The sequence below is a fragment of the Microbispora sp. NPDC049125 genome (assembly GCF_040802045.1).
In the GTDB taxonomy this organism is placed as follows: Bacteria; Actinomycetota; Actinomycetes; order Streptosporangiales; family Streptosporangiaceae; genus Microbispora.
Genome location: NZ_JBEZDW010000018.1, coordinates 47724 through 63390 on the forward strand (window position 1 = coordinate 47724; position 15667 = coordinate 63390).

The 15667-nt window shown below is 71.9% G+C and carries 15 protein-coding genes; 3 read left to right on the forward strand and 12 right to left on the reverse strand.

The window, feature by feature from the left end:
* Positions 1–21: 21 nt before the first annotated feature.
* Positions 22–969 (reverse strand): LD-carboxypeptidase, encoded by a 948-nt coding sequence (locus tag AB0B72_RS21590; RefSeq protein ID WP_367740658.1) that lies wholly within the window; start codon positions 967–969, stop codon positions 22–24.
* 244 nt (positions 970–1213) lie between these two features.
* On the opposite strand from AB0B72_RS21590, the gene AB0B72_RS21595 reads away from it, so the two are divergent.
* Positions 1214–2092 (forward strand): sulfotransferase, encoded by an 879-nt coding sequence (locus AB0B72_RS21595; protein WP_367740660.1) that lies wholly within the window; start codon positions 1214–1216, stop codon positions 2090–2092.
* Here AB0B72_RS21595 and AB0B72_RS21600 read toward each other — a convergent pair.
* From AB0B72_RS21600 to AB0B72_RS21620, 5 genes are all read right to left on the reverse strand, one after another.
* Entirely contained in the window at positions 2070–4031 is a 1962-nt protein-coding gene (locus tag AB0B72_RS21600; RefSeq protein WP_367740661.1) for an ABC transporter ATP-binding protein, read from the reverse strand. The two genes, AB0B72_RS21595 and AB0B72_RS21600, sit on opposite strands and share 23 nt — an antisense overlap.
* Positions 4032–4086: 55 nt before the next feature.
* Positions 4087–4983, reverse strand: a complete 897-nt coding sequence (locus AB0B72_RS21605; protein WP_367740662.1) for an enoyl-CoA hydratase/isomerase family protein — start codon at positions 4981–4983, stop codon at positions 4087–4089.
* Positions 4984–5153: 170 nt separating this feature from the next.
* The gene (locus tag AB0B72_RS21610; protein ID WP_030904785.1) at positions 5154–5369 is read right to left on the reverse strand and encodes a helix-turn-helix domain-containing protein; all 216 of its coding nucleotides are present in this window, start codon (positions 5367–5369) and stop codon (positions 5154–5156) included.
* A 114-nt stretch (positions 5370–5483) separates the two neighbouring features.
* Entirely contained in the window at positions 5484–7082 is a 1599-nt protein-coding gene (locus AB0B72_RS21615) for an ABC-F family ATP-binding cassette domain-containing protein (RefSeq protein ID WP_367740663.1), read from the reverse strand.
* 223 nt (positions 7083–7305) lie between these two features.
* Entirely contained in the window at positions 7306–7986 is a 681-nt protein-coding gene (locus AB0B72_RS21620; protein ID WP_367740664.1) for an acVLRF1 family peptidyl-tRNA hydrolase, read from the reverse strand.
* A 117-nt stretch (positions 7987–8103) separates the two neighbouring features.
* Here AB0B72_RS21620 and AB0B72_RS21625 point away from each other — a divergent pair, with 117 nt between their 5' ends.
* Positions 8104–9333 carry an EAL domain-containing protein gene (locus tag AB0B72_RS21625; protein WP_367740665.1) on the forward strand — a complete coding sequence of 410 codons (1230 nt, stop codon included), beginning with the start codon at positions 8104–8106 and terminating at the stop codon, positions 9331–9333.
* A gap of 84 nt (positions 9334–9417) precedes the next feature.
* On the opposite strand, the gene AB0B72_RS21630 is transcribed toward AB0B72_RS21625, so the two are convergent.
* From AB0B72_RS21630 to AB0B72_RS21650, 5 genes are all read right to left on the reverse strand, one after another.
* The gene (locus tag AB0B72_RS21630; RefSeq protein ID WP_367740666.1) at positions 9418–10023 is read right to left on the reverse strand and encodes a response regulator; all 606 of its coding nucleotides are present in this window, start codon (positions 10021–10023) and stop codon (positions 9418–9420) included.
* 19 nt (positions 10024–10042) lie between these two features.
* Entirely contained in the window at positions 10043–11191 is a 1149-nt protein-coding gene (locus AB0B72_RS21635) for a sensor histidine kinase (protein ID WP_367740667.1), read from the reverse strand.
* A gap of 49 nt (positions 11192–11240) precedes the next feature.
* Positions 11241–11978, reverse strand: a complete 738-nt coding sequence (locus AB0B72_RS21640) for an ABC transporter permease (protein ID WP_367740668.1) — start codon at positions 11976–11978, stop codon at positions 11241–11243.
* Between the two features lie 2 nt (positions 11979–11980).
* Positions 11981–12865, reverse strand: a complete 885-nt coding sequence (locus AB0B72_RS21645; protein ID WP_367740670.1) for an ABC transporter ATP-binding protein — start codon at positions 12863–12865, stop codon at positions 11981–11983.
* Positions 12866–12974: 109 nt separating this feature from the next.
* Positions 12975–13814, reverse strand: coding sequence for a LysR family transcriptional regulator (locus AB0B72_RS21650; RefSeq protein WP_367740671.1), 840 nt, complete (start codon positions 13812–13814; stop codon positions 12975–12977).
* A 93-nt stretch (positions 13815–13907) separates the two neighbouring features.
* Here AB0B72_RS21650 and AB0B72_RS21655 point away from each other — a divergent pair, with 93 nt between their 5' ends.
* Positions 13908–14645, forward strand: coding sequence for an SDR family NAD(P)-dependent oxidoreductase (locus AB0B72_RS21655; RefSeq protein WP_367740672.1), 738 nt, complete (start codon positions 13908–13910; stop codon positions 14643–14645).
* A 128-nt stretch (positions 14646–14773) separates the two neighbouring features.
* Here AB0B72_RS21655 and hisG read toward each other — a convergent pair whose 3' ends face one another.
* Positions 14774–15619 carry an ATP phosphoribosyltransferase gene (hisG, locus tag AB0B72_RS21660; RefSeq protein WP_367740673.1) on the reverse strand — a complete coding sequence of 282 codons (846 nt, stop codon included), beginning with the start codon at positions 15617–15619 and terminating at the stop codon, positions 14774–14776.
* Positions 15620–15667 lie beyond the last annotated feature (48 nt).

Genomic DNA, 15667 nt, shown 5'->3' on the forward strand with positions numbered 1-15667 from the left:
GGACGCCTCCCGGGCGGGGTTTCAGGCTGCCTGGTCAGGGTCGCGAAACAGACTGACCAGAGAGCACAATTCGGTATCAATAACCCCATCCGCCTCCAGCCACACAGAGAACTGTGGTGATCCGTGGCCCACCGGAAGGCCCGCGACGATCGGGACGCGCAGCGGAGCGAGCCGCTCCACCAGCACGGGCAGCGCGTCGCCGCATCCGATCCACGACCCCAGCGCGAAGCCGAGGGCGCCGTCCAGGCAGCCCGCCTGCAGCAGCTGCGTCAGCATGCGGTCGATCCGGTACGGCTGCTCGTCGACGTCCTCCAGGAGCACCAGGCATCCCTCGGCTCTCAGGGCGTCGGGCGTGCCGCACAGGGCGGCCAGGAGGGTCAGGTTACCCCCGGTGACACGGCCCTCCACCCGGCCGGGGGCGCCGGGCCGATCACCGGCGACCGCGCCTTCCGGCATGATGACGTGGTCCCCTGAGACCGGCCCGGGAACGCCGCCCTCGAACAGGGCCGACAGCAGGTGGGTGAAGGTGGCGGGCTCCGGTCCCTCCGGGTCGCTGATCGTGGCGGAGGCCGGCATCGGCCCGAAGAGCGTCGCGACGCCGAGCCTCGCGGCGAAGGCCCTGTGCAGCGCCGTGATGTCGCTGGAGCCCAGAAGGACCTTCGGCCCGGCCTCCGCCATGGCGTCCCAGTCGAGCAGGCCGAGCAGCCTCGTCGCGCCGTAGCCGCCCCTGACGCAGACGACCGCCGCCACGTCCGGGTCGCACCACGCCTCCTGGAGGTCGGCGGCGCGGGCGGCGTCCGGCCCGGCCAGATAGCCCATCCTGGCGGCCACCGAGGAGCCGAGGATCACCCGCAGGCCGAGGCCTTCCAGGATCTCGCGGCCACGCTGGAGCCGTACGGGATCGGGGGGGCCGGCAGGCGCGATCAGGGCGACGGTGTCACCGGGCCGCAACCTGCGCGGAGCACGCAAAGGGGCAGGCGAAGGGGCACCCAAGGGAGCAGGCGAACCCGGCCCGCCCCGCGACTTCCCGGCGTCCCCGCGACCGCCGCTCATAGGCGTCTCCCCCGTGATCTCAACGTCTCCGCGACCGCCACTCACAGGCCCCTCCCCGTGATCCCGCCGCCGCCGCTGGGCGCCATCGGCGGCGCGCCGTCACGAGCCGGCGGGGATGCGTTCGCTCATCCCCCAAAGGGTGTCAGACTTAGCCGTACCTATGCGACCTCCGACGCACATCCTCGTGGTCAACGGCGTCAAGGTCCGCCGGCCGGTGTTCGTGGTCGCTGCCCCGCACTCCGGCGCGGACCTTCTGGGCCGTGCCCTGAAACGCTCCCCCGGGTTCCACATCACCATGGGCCGCGGCCCGGTGGCGCGGGTGGTCTACGCGTTCGCCCGCAGGCCGTCGATCGCCCGCAGCGGCGGGGCGCCGCGGGTGCTGCGCGACGTGCTGGCGGAGGCCTGGCAGGTCGTGCCCGGAGCGTGCGCGGAGTGCACCACCGCCTGCCGTGAGGCCGGCGGCATCGTCGGCGCCGGGCCGTGCGCCGGGCCCGGCGAGCTGTCCCGGTTCGGCGACGCGAGCCCCGACCTCCTCTACAGCGCGCCTGTCCTGCTGCAGGCGTTCCCCGACGCCCGGCTGATCCAGGTGATCCGCGACGGCCGCGACGTGGTCGCCGACATGCTGGCCGACCCGACCTGCATGGCGTGGTTCAAGCCCCACATGCTGAGCGAGGACGCCGAGTTCCCCAACCCGTTCCTCGGCGTCCGGGCGGCCGAGCACCGCGCGCGCTGGAACGAGATGCCCGCCGCCGGCAAGTGCGCCCTGCGCTGGCGCGGCGCCGTGCGGCTCAGCGCGACCCTGCGGCGCGAGCTGCCCCCCGAGCACCTGCTCACCCTGCGGTACGAGGACATGCTGGCCTCACCCGGCGAGGCGATCGACGCGGTCGCGTCCTTCCTGGAGACCAAGGTGTCCACCATCGCCCTGTACGGCGCCAGCCCGCCGAAACCGGGGAGCTGGCGCAAGCGGCTGCCGGCGGCAGACGCGGAGCTGGTGGAGAAGGTGGCCCGCGAGGAGCTCAGGCGCCTCGGCTACCTGTGACCGCTTCCCCCGCGACCCCACCGGCGACCTCACCGGCGACCCCACCGGCGACGTGGCCGTTGGCGGCGGGACTTTCGGTGAACTGGGTCCGGTAGAGCTCGGCGTACGTGCCGCCCTCCCGGAGCAGGTCCTCGTGGCGGCCGCGCTCCACCACCCGGCCGTCCTCGATCACCAGGATGGCGTCTGCCTCCCGGATGGTGGACAGGCGGTGGGCGATCACGAGGGACGTGCGGCCCTCCAGGGCGGTCTTCAGCGCCTTCTGCACGGCCGCCTCGGACTCGGAGTCGAGGTGCGCGGTGGCCTCGTCGAGCACCACGACCCGGGGCGCCTTGAGCAGCAGGCGGGCCAGCGCGATGCGCTGCTTCTCGCCACCCGACAGCCGGTAGCCGCGGTCGCCCACGACGGTCTCCAGCTCCTCCGGCAGGCTTCTCACCAGGTCGCCGATCTGGGCTGCGCGTAACGCCTCCCAGATCTCCTCGTCGGTGGCCTCCGGTCTCGCGTAGCGGAGGTTGTTGCCGATCGTGTCGTGGAACAGGTGCGCGTCCTGCATGACCACGCCGACCGTGTCCCTGATGCTCTCCAGCGTGGCGTCCCGGACGTCGAGGCCGTTGATCCGCACGGCGCCCTCGTCGACGTCGTACAGCCGGGACACCAGCGAGGTGATCGTGGTCTTGCCGGCGCCGGAGGGGCCGACGAGCGCCACCATCTCCCCGGGACGTGCGGTGAAGGAGACGCCCTTGAGCACTTCCTGCGAGGGCCCCGTGTCCGGCCGGGCCACCGACTCGAGCGAGGCCAGCGAGACGTCGGACGCCGCCGGGTAGCGGAACCGCACGTCGTCGAAGTCGATCGACACCGGCCCCTCGGGCACCTGGCGCGCGTCCGGCCGCTCGGCCACCATCGGCTTGAGGTCGAGCACCTCGAAGACCCGGTCGAAGCTCACCAGGGCGGTCATCACGTCCACATGGACGTTCGACAGGCTCGTCAGCGGGCCGTACAGCCGCATGAGCAGCGACGACATGGCCACGAGCGTGCCGAGCGCGAACGCCCCCGACACGGCGAGGCTGCCGCCGAAGCCGTAGACGAGCGCGGTGGCCAGCGCCGCGACCAGGCCCAGCGCGATGCGGAAGACCGCGCCGTACATGGCGACGATCACTCCGACGTCGCGCACCCGCCCGGCCCGCTCCCCGAACAGCAGAGCCTCGTCGTCCGGCCTGCCGTACAGCTTGGCGACCATGGCGCCGGCGACGTTGAAGCGCTCGGTCATCACCGAGCTCATCTCCGCGTCGAGCTGCATCTGCTCGCGGGTCAGCGCGGACATGCGCCGCCCCACCCACTTGGCCGGGAAGATGAACAGCGGAAGGAGCAGCAGCGCGACCAGCGTGATCTGCCAGGACAGCACGAGCATGGCGCCGAGCACCATGATCAGGCTGACGATGTTGGACACGACCGACGACAGCGTGCTCGTGAGGGCGCGCTGCGCCCCGATCACGTCGCTGTTCAGCCGGGAGACAAGGGCGCCGGTCTGGGCCCGCATGAAGAAGGCCACCGGCATGCGCTGCACGTGGTCGAAGACCTCGGTGCGCAGGTTGTAGATCAGCCCCTCGCCGATGCGGGCGGAGAACCATCGCTGCACCAGGCCGAGCGCCGCGTCCAGCACCGCCAGCCCGCCGATGGCCGCGGCGAGCCACAGGACCACGTCGGTCCGCTTCGGGATGATGCCGTCGTCGATGATCGCCTTCATCAGCAGCGGGTTGGCGATCACCACGATCGCGTCCACCACGACGAGCGCGAGGAACCCGGTGATCTGCCACTTGAACGGGCGGGCGTACCGGGCGATGCGGCCCGCGATGCCCGGCGTCAGGCGCTCCTGCAGCACGGAGCCGTCACGCCGCATCGAGCGCATCACCTGGAAGCCGTAGCCACCGTTCATCATCGTCATATGGCGTTCATCCTCCCGCCTGTGCAGCACCGGCGGGAGATCCTCGATTCCTTGGTCAGCTAGAAGCGAACAGAGCCCGGATCCGCGCCACCTGCTCGGCCCGCTCGGCCGCCGCCTGCTCCTCCAGCGTGCGGCCCGGCGCGGCCCGCAGCAGCCGCTTGGTCGCCGTCGCCGCCGCCCGGTCGGTGGCCAGCAGCGCCGCCGCCAGGTCTGCCACGGCTTGGTCCAGCTCCTCCGGCGGCACCGCCATCTCGGCGAGGCGCAGTTGCAGCGCCTCGTCCGCTCCCACCCTGCGGGCCGTCAGGCACAGCTCGATGGCCCGGGAGACCCCCACGATCTCCACGAGCGGCTTGGTGCCGGTCAGGTCGGGCACGAGCCCGAGAGCGGGCTCCTTCATGCAGAACTGCACGTCGTCCGCGACGATCCGCAGGTCACACGCCAGCGCGAGCTGGAAACCCGCGCCGATCGCATGTCCCTGCACCGCGGCGATCGACACGATGTCGGGCCTGCGCAGCCACAGGAAGCCCCGCTGGGCCTCCTCGATCCGCCGCTCGAACGCACCGTCGTCGAGAGCGGCGACGGTCGCGAACGACTCCTGCCCGGGCACTCCCTCGGGAGTGAACATGCGCAGGTCGAGCCCGGCTGAGAAGGACGGCCCCTCACCTCGGACCACGACCACCCTGACCTGGTCCGGAAGGGTGTCCCCCATCCGGGCCAGAGCCGCCCAGGTCGCGAACGTCTGCGCGTTGCGCCTTCCCGGCCGGTTCAGAGTGACGGTCGCGATCTCGCCGTCCACCTCGAAGCGCACTCCGACCTCGGCCGGCGCGGCCGCCGAGATCGTCTCCGTTGCCGAGAGGTCGCCCACCTCGTGGACGAGCCCCCCGCTCCCCCCTACTGCCGTCTCCGCCATCGCCTGCTCCTGCGTCCGGTCGAGGCGAGCGTCGCCTCGCACGGCCGGGCCGGTCCCCTCCGGCGTCCCGTCCGTGCCAGGGCTCGCGGCCCCGTTTCTCCGCGGTCGCGTCCGAGCCTACCGAATACTGTTCTGTATTCGTTCTGCCGAGCCGGACGCGACCGCTCCCTCTGCTGGAACGAGCGGCTGCGGTCGCGCGTCTTGAGGCGGATCTAGCGCTTGGACTTGCCGCGGGTGGCTCCGCCGCGCCCGCGCAGAGTCACGCCGGACTCGCTCAGGATGCGGTGGATGAACCCGTACGACCGGCCGGTCGAAGCAGCCAGAGCGCGGATGCTCTCACCCGCGGAGTAGCGCTTCTTGAGATCGCTGGCCAGCTTTTCACGGTCGGCCCCGGTCACCCGGGTGCCCTTCTTGAGAGTCTCGGCCACGAGTACCTCCTGTAGTGCCAGACTTCCGCAGCGTTACTTAGGCCATGATCAGTCATTTCGACGGGATCGGCTACCTACTCCGCGGGAAAAGATCCCTACCCGCTCAAATTAAGATCAGGCAAGTGCCACAAGATCGGAAAATTCGTCGCTCCAGGCGTCTTCGACTCCGTCCGGCAACAGAATCACCCTATCCGGCTGCAGCGCCTCGACCGCGCCCTCGTCGTGGGTGACCAGCACGATCGCGCCCGTGTAGGAGCCGAGGGCCGACAGGACCTGGTCCCGCGAGGCCGGATCGAGGTTGTTGGTCGGCTCGTCGAGCAGCAGCACGTTCGCGCTCGACAGCACCAGCGTCGCGAGGGCGAGCCGCGTCTTCTCGCCGCCCGACAGGACGCCCGCGGGCTTGTCCACGTCGTCGCCGGAGAACAGGAACGAGCCCAGCACCTTCCGCAGGTCGACCTCGGCGAGGTCGGGCCCCGCCGAGCGCATGTTCTCCAGCACGGTGCGGTCGGCGTCGAGCGTCTCGTGCTCCTGCGCGTAGTAGCCGAGTTTCAGGCCGTGCCCGGGCCGCACCTCGCCGGTGTCGGGCGTCTCGATGCCTCCCAGCAGGCGCAGCAGGGTGGTCTTGCCCGCGCCGTTCAGGCCGAGGATCACGATCCGCGAGCCGCGGTCCACGGCCGCGTCGACGTCGGTGAAGACCTCCAGCGAGCCGTACGACTTGGACAGGCCCTGTGCGGTCAGCGGCGTCTTGCCGCAGGGGGCGGGATCGGGGAAGCGGAGCTTGGCGACGCGGTCGGCGCGGCGCTCGCTCTCCATGCCCGACAGCAGCCGCCGGGCACGGCGCTCCATGTCCTGGGCGGCCTTGGCCTTGGTGGCCTTCGCCCGCATGCGGTCGGCCTGCGACAGCAGGGCTGACGCCTGCTTCTCGGCGTTGGCCCGCTCACGCTTGCGGCGCTTCTCGTCGGTCTCGCGCTGGGCGAGGTACGCCTTCCAGCCGACGTTGTAGGTGTCGATCGCGGCCCGGTTCGCGTCGAGGTGGAGGACGCGGTTTACCGTCGCTTCAAGAAGGCCGACGTCGTGGCTGATGATGACCAAGCCGCCCTGGTGTGAGCGCAAAAACTCTCGAAGCCACCCGATCGAGTCTGCGTCGAGGTGGTTTGTGGGCTCGTCAAGCAGGAGAGTCTCCGCTCCGCTGAACAGGATCCGGGCCAGCTCGACCCGGCGTCGCTGCCCGCCGGACAGGGTCTGCAGCGGCTGCCCGAGCACCCGGTCGGGCAGGCCCAGGCTGGAGGCGATCGAGGCCGCCTCCGACTCCGCCGAGTAGCCGCCCAGCACGTGCAGCCGGTCCTCGAGCCGCCCGTACGCGCGCACGGCCTTGTCCCGGACCCGGGTGTCGTCGGAGGCCATGCCGAGCTCGGCCTCCCGCAGGTCGCGGAGCACCTCGTCGAGCCCGCGCGCGGACAGGATCCGGTCGCGCGCGAGGACCGTCAGATCGCCCGTGCGCGGGTCCTGCGGCAGGTAGCCGACGCTGCCGGTGATCGTGACCGTGCCCGCGGCGGGGATGCCCTCACCCGCGAGGACCCTGGTGAGGGTCGTCTTGCCCGCGCCGTTGCGGCCGACCAGGCCGATCTTGTCGCCCGGGTTCACCCGGAACGAGGCCGCCTCGATGAGCAGGCGCGAGCCGGCGCGCAGTTCGACGTCAGTAGCGATGATCATGGCGAGGTGGACACTCCCGTGGAGGATGCGGTCGCGGGTCGGCAGAGGGGACGATCAATCGGGAGCGCGCATGGCTCCAGTGTAGTGCCTGGCCGGCCTGACGCCGGGAGCCTGAGCGGCGCCGGCCCCCGGCCTCGCGCCGCGCTTGAGGGCCGATACGCCACTCGCTCCGAGGTCAGGGGCCGGGACGGCGGTCACAGGGCCCGGAGGCCGGTGGAGAAGGTCACGGGTCGACGACCCGGATGCGGACGCCGCGGAACATCCGGGGGGTGTCCTGGAGAACGGCGAGCCGGGGGTCGGGCACGGTCAGGAACGGGCCCGTCTCCAGCGCGAACAGGCCGGTCAGCCGCGTGTCGCCCCGGACCTCCTCGATCGCGCGGCGGTCGCCTCCGAGCACCACGGCGTCGAGGTCCGCCGCCCTCGGCGCGAGGACCCGGAAGGCGACGTCGGCGGCCGCCTGGAGCGCCTCCGACGACTGCTTCTCCCTGCGCCTGGCGAAGCGCTGCTGCGACCACCCGCCGGCCGCGCTGCGCCCGTGCACCTGCCGTGACCCCACCTTGGACGCCACCAGCCGCTCACCCTCGAAGATCCCCGCGGCGTGGCCGCCGAGCCGTACGAGCAGGACACCGACCCTCCGCTCCCGGCATGCGTGCGCGACCAGCGCCGCCACCGGCCCGCCCTCGCCGTACGGCCGCGCCTCCGTGAGCGGCGCCTCCGTGAGCGGCGGGAACGGGACGTGACACTCGGCCACCGCGCCGTCGGCGGCCGACAGCCGCACCACCTCGCCGATCACGGCCTCCTCCACGGCGCCGTGCCGGCGGCCGAAGCCGGCCACCCATGCCGCGAGGCGTTCCGGGGCCACCTCGACCCATCTGCCGCCGCCCGCCGCGGGCCGTGCCGTCATGGCGGCCCAGAATACTCGTCCGGAGCCGCCGCGATCCCCATTGCATTATGTGGAAATGTAGGTGAATTTCCGCCGCTCGGGGCGGTTGTGGCTGGTGGGAGGCATGACAATTCACCTGTGACGGTCCCCTTTCCCTCGGTGGTGCCGGTTGCCCCGCCGCTCTCCCCGGCCTCCGCGAACCCCTCGCCCGGCCCGTCCCCGGTGAGCCACGCGGGCTTCGCGGCGCCCGGCTTCCAGAGCCGTCCAGCCGATCCGCTGTTCCTGCCGGTGGTCGATCTGGAGACCGGCGGAGTCGTCGCGGTCGAGGTGATCCCCCGGGACGCCTCCACCGCCGGCGGCGCCGCGAGCGTGGCGGTTACGGTGGCCGGCGTGCGGGCCGCCACCCAGGAGCACGCGCAGCTGCCGCTCATGCTGCCGATCCCCGCCGCGGCGGTGGTCGGCGGCTCGGCCGCCCTGGCGCCGCTCCACGAGGCCATGCGCGCGACCGGGCGACGTACCCGCGAGGTCATCTTGATGATCGACGGCGATGTCTCCCCGGCCGACCGCATGGCGTTGCTGTGGGGCATCGACGGCCTGCGCGCGGTGGGCTATCTCATCGCGTTCGGCGGCCTCGGCACCGCCCATCTGCCTCTCGACCTGCTCGCGGACGCCTCGCCGTACGTGATCGTGATCTCCGGCGACCTGATCGGGCGCGTTCCGCGCGACCAGCGCAGGGGGGCACTCGCCCAGTCCCTGGTGGGCCTGGCGCGCGGCATCGGGGCGCACGTCCTCGCGCCGGGGCTCCAGGAGGAGAGCCAGCTCGCGGCGGTGCGCGGCTGGGGGATCCGCCTCGCCCAGGGGCCGCTGCTCGCCCCTCTGGACTGGCGGCCCTCCCAGGGGCACGGCCGGGTCCACGTGCCGCTGCCCGTGCCGGAGACCACGGCCGCGGGCGCCATGCTCGGCCCGCGTGTGCAGGAGTTCCTGCTCCCCGCCGTGACACTGCCCGCCGACTCCACGGCGGAGGACGTGGTGGGCGTGCTCAGCGCCGAGCCGTCGATCACCAGCGTCATCCTCGTCGACGAGTACCAGCGGCCGCAGGGCAGCCTCGACCGCAGCCGTTTCCTGCTGTTCATGGCCGGCGCGTACGGCCACGCGCTGCACGCCCGGAAGCCGGCCGGCCGGCTCGCCGACCCGGCGAAGGTGGTGGCGAAGACCACGCCCGCGGTCGCCGCCATGCAGGTCGCCGGACGCGATCACGCCCGCGTCTACGACGACCTGGTGGTGGTGGACGAGGTGGGCCGCTGCATGGGCGTGGTGCGCGTCGGCGATCTGATCCGGCACGTCGCCGACCTGCAGTCCTCTCGCTGATCCGGGGCCGCCGTACCCGACCGCCGACCTGGGCCGTGCGCCTTTACAATGTAGATCCGCTGCTTGCGGACCGGCGCCGGCGGGTCAGAGCCAGCCCTGGGTCCGCGCCCGCTGGACGGCCTCGATCCGGTTGCGGGCGGCCGTCTTCTGGATGGCCGAGGACAGATAGTTGCGCACGGTGCCCTCGGACAGGTGCAGCTTGCGGGCGATGTCACCGATCGTCGAGCCGTCGGCGGCCGCCGTGAGGACTCCGCGCTCCCGCGGCGACAGCGGGTTGGGCCCGGCGCTGAGCGCGGCCGCGGCGAGCCCGGGGTCTATCACCCGCTCCCCCGCCAGCACCCGGCGGATGGCGGCGGCCAGCTCACGGGCCGGGCTGTCCTTGACCAGGAACGCCGCCGCGCCCGCCTCCATCGCCTTGCGCAGGTAGCCCGGCCGGCCGAACGTCGTCACGATCATCACCTGGCATCCAGGGACGAGGCGGCGGATCTCCTCGGCCGCGGCGATGCCGTCCCTGCCGGGCATCTCGATGTCGAGCATCGCGATGTCGGGACGGGTGGCCACGGCGACGGCGACGGCCTCGTCCCCGTCGGCGGCCTCCCCCACGACCTCGATGTCGGGCTCCAGCCCGAGCAGCGAGGCCAGCGCCCCCCTGATCATGGTCTGGTCCTCGGCGAGCATCACCCTGATCACCGGCACAACCTATCCCGGCTCACACCGCGACCGGGCAGCCGGGAACCCGGCTGGGGACGACGACCTTCAGCCGGAACCCGGAAGGAGCGGGCTCCGCCTCGACCGACCCCCCGGCCGCCGCCACCCGCTCGCTCAGGCCGGTGAGGCCGCTGCCGGGCAGATACGGCCCGGCCCGGCCGTTGTCGGCCACCTCCAGCGTCGCCCCCGCGTCGCCGTACGACAGGTTGATCTCGCAGCGGGTGGCGTGGGCGTGCCGTACGACGTTGGTGGCGGCCTCGCGCACGGCCCAGCCGAACAGTTCGTCGAGGTCGTCGGGCAGCGGCGTGCCCGACGTGCGGACCGTGAGCGCGACCCCCGCCGCGGCCAGCGCGGAGCGGGCGCCGTCGATCTCCTCGGACAGGAGGCGGCGCCGGTACCCGGTCACCGCCTCGCGGACCTGGACCAGCGCCTGCCGGGCGACCGACTCGATGTCGGCCACCTCCCGGGCGACCGGCTCGGCGTCGTTCCCCGCCAGCCGCCCCGCGAGCTCGCTCTTCAGCACGATCAGCGAGAGGCTGTGCCCGAGGAGGTCGTGCAGGTCGCGGGCGATCCGCAGCCGCTCGTCGGCGGCGGCCAGGCGGGCCGCCTCGCTCTGCGCCTTGCGCAGCTGGACGACCAGCTGCCGGGTGTTGCGCACGGTCATGAACAGCACGCTCAAGGTGGTCACCTGCAGCAGGAGCATCGAGATCGTCCCGCCGTCGGCCCCGGCGACCAGGCCGTCGCCGATCACCACCGCCGCCATGCCCGCCACGCCCAGCAGCGCCTGCCGGGGAGGCAGGGCCATCGCGTAGACGACGGTCATGTAGATCGGCAGGGCCAGCCAGCCGCCGCCGAACAACAGCGGGTAGACGACCACCATGACCGTGGTGAGCCCGAGCAGCGGCAGGGTCCACCGGGTGGGTGTCTCGGTGTCACGCGGGCTCAGCACGGTCGCCAGGTACGCCACCACGAAGCTGACCAGAGCGGCGATCTCCCAGGCCATCCGCGCGCCGGCCACCTTCCCGCTGAAGACGTCGGCCGCCGGATAGAACAGGTAGACCATGCCGAACGACATGCCCACGAGGCGCCGCCATCGCGACGGCCGCTCGTCGGGCCCGCCGAAGGTGAAGACGTTCGTCAACCGGCTCATGGCGTCTCCTTCCGGCGTACGGCCCCGTGGAGGACGGGCCGGCTCGATGCTAGGCGCGGGCCGTGGCCCGGCGGTAGGCCAGGAGGGCCAGGACGGCCAGGACGACGCCCCATCCGGCGATCCCGGCGACATCCGGCGTGTGGGGCGCCCGGCCGGCCACGATCTCCCAGCCGATGCTGGCGTAGTCGTAGGACGGTGTGGCCTGGGCGATGGACTTCATTGTCGCGGGCATGATGCTCACGGGGAACCACAGCCCGCCCAGGAGGGCGAGGCCGAACATTCCGATCATGGCGGCGGGCTGCGCGGTGTCGGGCCGCAGCAGCGACCCGATGGTCAGGCCCAGGGCGGCGAAGGGGATGGTCCCGATCCACATGCACAGCAGGAGCGCGGCCCACTGCCCCGCCGGGAGCGTCACGTGCTGGGTCAGCACCGCGGCCAGCCCCACCAGCAGCAAGGAGGGCAGCACGAGCAGGAGCGACGCGACGAGCTTGGTCGCGATGATCGCCCATCCCGGAAGCGGCGTGATCTGGAGCTGCCTCAGCCAGCCGCTGTGCCGCTCCTGCGACCACGGGACCGCGGTCGACATCATCGCGGCCGCCAGCGCGCCGTACGCGGCCATGGAGACCATCAGCGTCACGGCGCCCCTCACCCCGGTCGCCGCGTCGACCTCGGAGCCCCAGAGGTTGGAGTACAGCAGGTAGAAGCCCACGGGGAAGGCCACGACGAAGATGAGGTAGCGCTTGTTGCGGAGCATCCGCAGGATCTCGACCTTGATGTAGTGGCGCATGGTCAGGCCTCCTTGGTGAGGGCGAGGAAGGCGTCCTCCAGATCGGCCCCGTGGAGCTGGAGATCGTGGATGTCGAGGGTCGTCTTGCGGTAGAGCGCGTCCAGCGTGGCGTCCAGGTCGGTGGTGTGCAGCGTGACCCGGCCCCCCAGGATCTCCACGGCCGTGGCTCCCGGGAGCGCGTCCAGCCCGGCGACGGACTGCTCGCCCAGCCGGAAGCTCGCCGCGTGGCCGGCGACCCCCGCCTTGATCTGCGCCGCCGTGCCGTCCGCGACGACGCGGCCCCGGGCGATGACCACCACGCGGTCGGAGTTCTCGTCGGCCTCCTCCAGGTAGTGGGTGGCGAACAGGATCGTGTGGCCCAGCGCGGCGTACGCCCGCATGTTGTCCCAGAACCCCCGGCGGGACTCGACGTCCATCGCGGCCGTGGGCTCGTCGAGGAGCAGGAGCCGGGGCGCGCCGGCGATGGCCAGCGCGAAGCGGACCCGCTGGGTCTGCCCGCCGGATAGCCGGTCGGCCCGCCGCTTGGCCACACCGGTCAGGTCGGCGAGCCTGAGGATCTCCTCCAGCGGCAGCGACTGCGGGTAGAGCGCGCGGACGAAGTCCACGGTCTCCGCGACGGTCAGCTCGGGGATCAGCGTCCCCTCCTGGAGCATGGCGCCGACCTCCCCGCGGGCGACGGCCTGCGCGGGAGTGCGGCCGAACACGCTGATGTCCCCCGCGGTCGGCTGCAGGAGCCCCAGCAGCATGTTGATCGATGTGGACTTCCCCGCGCCGTTCGGCCCGAGAAGGGCGACAGTGCTGCCGGCCGCGACCTCGAGGTTCAGCCCGTCGACCGCGAGGACGTCGCCGTAAGTCTTGGTGACCCCGGTGAAGGCGATGGCGTTCATGGTCCGACAGTAAAGGCGGGCACAGGAGATCCGTCAGTGGCCGACGTCTGGCATTCGCGATTACATTTGTCATCGCGCCCGGCGTTTCCTCTTGTGCAGCGGGTATCGGCTAGAGGCGTGTCGCGGTGCGGACGAGGTCGGCGACGGCTTTGGATCTGCAGTGTGGTGGCCAGGCGATGACGGTCGTGACGGCCGGTGCGTCCGGCACCGGCACGATGGCGTGGTCGTCGCGTAGCCGGTCTCGGAGCGACTCGGGTACGACTGCGCAGGCCAGTCCGAGCGCGATCAGTTGGAACAGCTGGGTATGGTCGCGCACCTGCGGGCCGGGGCCGTCCGGATGGCCGCCATCTCGTCCGGGCCAGCGCGGCAGGGGCAGGTCCGTCTGGGCGTTGACCTCGGCCAACGACAGATGCGCCCGGTTGGCCAGGGGATGCCCCTTGGGCAGGACCACGACCTGCTGTTCGGTGCGCAGATCCTCGGTGTCGAATCCGGCTGTGGTGTCGTACGGCCGGTGGAGCAGAGCGACGTCGGCACGCCCGGCGCGCAGCAGACTTTCCGGCTCGCCCGGCCCGCACAACATCACCTCGACTGCCACTGAGCCCGGTTCAGCGGCGTAGGCGTCCAGAAGCTTCGGCAACAGTTCCCTGGACGCTCCGGCCTTGGCGGCCAGCACCACACCCGGCTGGTCGCCCGCGGCACGGCGGGTTCGCCGCTCGGCGGCTTCGACCGCGTCGAGCGCGGTCCGGGCCTCCCGCAGCAGCACCGACCCGGCCTCGGTCAAGGCGATGGCGCGAGCGGTGCGGTGCAGAAGAACGACTCCGAGCCGCCGTTCCAGCTGCTGGATCGCCCGCGACAGTGGTGGTTGCGTCATCGCGAGCCGTTGCGCCGCCCGCCCGAAGTGCAACTCCTCGGCGACGGCGACGAAGTATCTCAACTCCCGCGTCTCCACCCGCTGATCGTATCCGGCGCTGACCACGACCGATACCCGTGCGGTATCGCCGCCCACCCGACCGGTCTTGGACGCCCCACCTGAGGCGGCAACATGATCGACGGCATGAGTGAACGGACGATCGCGCTAGTGACCGGCGCGAACAAGGGAATCGGATACGAGATCGCCGCCGGCCTGGGCGCGCTTGGCTGGCGAATCGGTGTGGGCGCGAGGGATCGACAACGCCGCGACACCGCGGTGGAGAAGCTGCGCACGGCCGGGACCGACGCGTTCGGCGTGCCGCTCGACGTCACCGACGACGCAAGTGTGGCCGCGGCGGCCGAGCTGATCGCCGGCCATGCCGGAGGGCTCGACGTCCTGGTTAACAATGCCGCGATCACCGGCGGCGTGCCACAGACACCTACCACGGTCGATCCCGCGACCGTGCGAGCTGTCGTGGAAACCAACGTGATCGGCGTCATCCGGGTCACCAACGCGATGCTGCCGATGCTGCGCGACTCGGCATCACCACGGATCGTCAACATGTCCAGCAGCGTCGGCTCGCTCGCCCTGCAAACCACCCCCGGCATCGACATGGGCCCGGTCCCCGCCGCCTACTTGGCGTCGAAGGCCTTCCTCAACGCCCTCACCATCCAATACGTCAAGGAACTGGGCGACACCGACATCCTGATCAACTCCGGCTGCCCCGGCTTCACCGCCACCGACCTCAACGGCTTCCAAGGCGTCCGCACACCACAACAGGGCGCGGCCATCGCGATTCACCTCGCGACCCTGCCCGACGACGGACCGACCGGCGGATTCTTCGATGACGCCGGAACGGTGCCCTGGTGACAGCAGCCACACCGCGATCGAAGTGGGGAACCTGCGCTACAACCATCACCGGCCCCACGGAGCTGCCGACGGGCAGCCGCGGGCGTCGCGGTGCCGGTCCGCGCCGACAGCGTGCCGGCCTCACACAGCTAGAGGCGGCAGGCGTAGATGGCGGTGACCAGGATGGCCTTGGCGCCGATCTCCCAGAGCTGGTCCATCACCTGCTGGTGGCCCTTGCGGGGCACCATGGCCCGGACGGCGACCCAGCCCTCGCGGTGCAGCGGGGAGACCGTCGGCCCCTCCATGCCGGGAGTGATCGCGATGGCCTCGTCGATGCGCTCCGCCCGGATGTCGTAGTCGATCATCACGTAGTCGCGGGCCACCAGCACGCCCTGCAGCCGGCGGACGAGCTGGCCGAAGCCGGTCGACTCGGGCGCTCCGGCACGCTTGATCACGACGGCCTCGGAGTGGGCGATCGGCTCGCCGAACACCTCGAGGCCCACGTTGCGCAGCGTGGTGCCGGTCTCCACCACGTCGGCCACCGCGTCGGCGACGCCGAGCCGGATGGCGGTCTCCACGGCGCCGTCCAGCTTGATCACCCGGGCGTCGACGCCCTGGTCGGCGAGGTACTTGCCGAGCAGCCCGGCGTACGAGGTGGCCACGCGGAGCCCGGCGAGGTCGGCCACGCTGGAGTACGTGCCGGCGGGGGAGGCGAAGCGGAACGTGGACCGGCCGAAGCCGAGCGGCACGACCTCCTCGGCCGGGGCGCCGGAGTCGAACAGCATGTCCCTGCCGGTGATGCCGGCGTCGAGGGTGCCCTCGCCGACGTAGACCGCGATGTCACGCGGCCGGAGGAAGAACAGCTCGCAGTCGTTGTCGGGGTCGACGACCACGAGCTCCTTGCTGTCCGTACGCGGCCGGTATCCGGCCTCTTTCAGGATGGTCTGGGCGGCCTCGGTGAGCGCGCCCTTGTTCGGGACGGCGAGACGCAGCATGAGGTGAGATAACCCTTCCGGGATCGGGATGGACGAGGTCGTGAGACG